Here is a 2,182-nt window from a genome sequence, read left to right on the forward strand (position 1 = left end):
GGGTCGCTTGGGGTGGGGTCGCATGAGCGATGCAAGGCGGCGTTCACCGGCTCGGTTACCCGGACCGCGTGCCGCTCGGCGGCGGGCTCCAATTCTGCTGGTGCAGCCGCTCGAATCCGTCGAGCAGGATGTCGAGCGCGAACTCGAACTCGAACTGTCCGTCGCAGCCCCTGCCGCCCGCTGATTCGTCGTCGGCGACACTCGAGGCCATCTCGACGATGTGGGGATAGCGTGTCACGAATTCGTCGAACATGGCCGCTCGCGCCTGCGGATCGGCCGGTGGTTGCGGCGTGGGGAAGACCTCCTGGGTGAATCCCCACATCCTGCTGCCGAGAGCGTGCATCACATGGTGGGTGAGATCGACCGAAAAACCGCCGGCCCTGAACATTCCGACCAGTGAGTTCATGTAGTCCAGCACAACCGGGGGAGCGCTGGTACGCGACTCGACAACGTGTGATGCCCAGCGGTGGTGTTGCAGTGTCCGGCGCGCCGAGAGCACCCGCGCGCGAATCGCCTGCTTCCAGTCCAGGCCGCCGTCGGGGGGATCGATCTCGCCGACGATGACCTCGACCATCCCGTCGAGCAGTTCTTCCTTGTTCGCCACGTGCTTGTACAGCGCCATCGGCACGACGCCCAGTTCCCTGGCCAGATTGCGCATGCTCAACACATCGATGCCCTCGTCGTCGGCGAGCGCCACCGCGGCGCGCAGCACGCGCTCGCGGTTGAGCGGAGCGCGGCGCACGCTCCGGGCTGGGCCGGTCTCGGTGCTTGACATGGTGGACACCGTACACCTAGGGTGTGAACGTCCACTGAGGTGTACAGCGTACGCCTGGATTCGCGAGAGAGTCGTCCATGACATCAACCAGAAGAAACGCCTGCATCACGGGCGTTCTGTTCCTCGTCACCCACGTCACATCGGTTGCAGCACTGGTGCTCTACACGCCGGTTCTCCACGACATCGACTACATCCTCAACGCGACGACGAACGTCGCGGTCCTGGTCGGCGCGTTCCTCGAGATCGTGCTGGCGCTGGCGATCGTCGGCACAGCGGTCGCGTTGTTTCCCGTCGTAGGCCGCCACAACGAGGGTCTCGCCCTCGGTTATGTCGCGCTGCGGACGCTCGAGGCGTCCATTGTCGCCGTCGGTGTGGTGCCGCTGCTGTCGATCGTGACCCTGCGACGTGACTCGATTTCCGTCACCGATGCCACCGGACTGGGAAAGGCGATGGTGGCATTTCACAATTGGACGTTCCTGATCGGACCCGGCTACGTCTGCGGGGTCGATACCGTGCTGATCGCCTATCTCCTCTACCGATTCCACCTCGCGCCCCGGTTCATACCGGTGCTGGGATTGATCGGAGGCCCACTGGTTTTCGCCTCCAGCGCCGGCCAGATGTTCGGCCTCTACGATCAGTTCTCACGCTGGTCACCCGTCATGGCCGTCCCGGTGTTCGCCTGGGAGATCTGTCTCGCCCTCTACCTCCTCGCGACGGGCTTGCGAACCCCGGTCACGACGGGCAACCCGAGTGTCGATGCCAAGGCCGCGATCCCGGCATGAGGCATTGTCGCCAGAGCGGTGGCTGGGTTCGCCCGTGCGCTACGGCCATACGGGTGCATGCGATACCGCAGGTTCGCCGCGCCCACCACGCGCAGTCGGCCGGCGAGTGCGTGCTGGTGGTGTTCCAGCACCGATCGTCGGCTGAGTAGCGTCGGGGTTCATGCAAGTCGCACGTCTTCCATTTCGGGACATGCCCATGGCCCGAAGGGTCACGTTGTTGCAGTTCTATGCGCCAGTGGACCTGACCCATCCACGTAATCATGAACTGGCCGAACTGATCTCGCGACGGTGTAGCGCTGTGATGGCGAACCGATTGCGCTGCTGGATCCGCCGGATCCGCACGTGATGTTGGAGTGCGTGACCGACCGCGTCGCCGCTGATATTCCTGCCGGGGAACGCGTCGCGCTGGGTGAGGCGGCACGCCGGGGTCTCGACGGTGCGCCTGCCTACCTCGGTCGCGCGGGCAGTTGCTACTGCTACCGGTCAGGTCCACTCGTGGACGTTTCCCTGGCCGTGCCGCTGACCGGCGACAACGGCACCAGCATCCACGCTCGGTTGCGCGCTGCGGTGACGGCGTTACGAGGACCGAACCCCTGTTTGTTCCCCGGTCAGCAAGACTCACCGC

3 protein-coding genes are annotated in these 2,182 nt (G+C 65.0%); 2 read left to right on the forward strand and 1 reads right to left on the reverse strand.

The genetic code is table 11. The features are described from left to right. Positions 1 to 55: 55 nt before the first annotated feature. Positions 56 to 775, reverse strand: coding sequence for a TetR/AcrR family transcriptional regulator (locus tag ACWEKS_RS49100; RefSeq protein WP_452346570.1), 720 nt, complete (start codon positions 773 to 775; stop codon positions 56 to 58). A 77-nt stretch (positions 776 to 852) separates the two neighbouring features. On the opposite strand from ACWEKS_RS49100, the gene ACWEKS_RS49105 reads away from it, so the two are divergent. Next, positions 853 to 1,557 carry a DUF4386 domain-containing protein gene (locus tag ACWEKS_RS49105; protein WP_452346571.1) on the forward strand — a complete coding sequence of 235 codons (705 nt, stop codon included), beginning with the start codon at positions 853 to 855 and terminating at the stop codon, positions 1,555 to 1,557. A gap of 357 nt (positions 1,558 to 1,914) precedes the next feature. After that, positions 1,915 to 2,182, forward strand: a 268-nt coding sequence (locus ACWEKS_RS49110; RefSeq protein WP_452346572.1) for a hypothetical protein, incomplete at its 3' end; no start/stop codon positions are given.

The sequence above is a fragment of the Nocardia sp. NPDC004711 genome (assembly GCF_053601595.1).

Coding starts and splice junctions, on each gene's coding strand:
- ACWEKS_RS49100 (WP_452346570.1), bottom strand. CDS start 775: ATGTCAAGCACCGAGACCGGCCCAGCCCGGAGCGTGCGCCGCGCTCCG.
- ACWEKS_RS49105 (WP_452346571.1), top strand. CDS start 853: ATGACATCAACCAGAAGAAACGCCTGCATCACGGGCGTTCTGTTCCTC.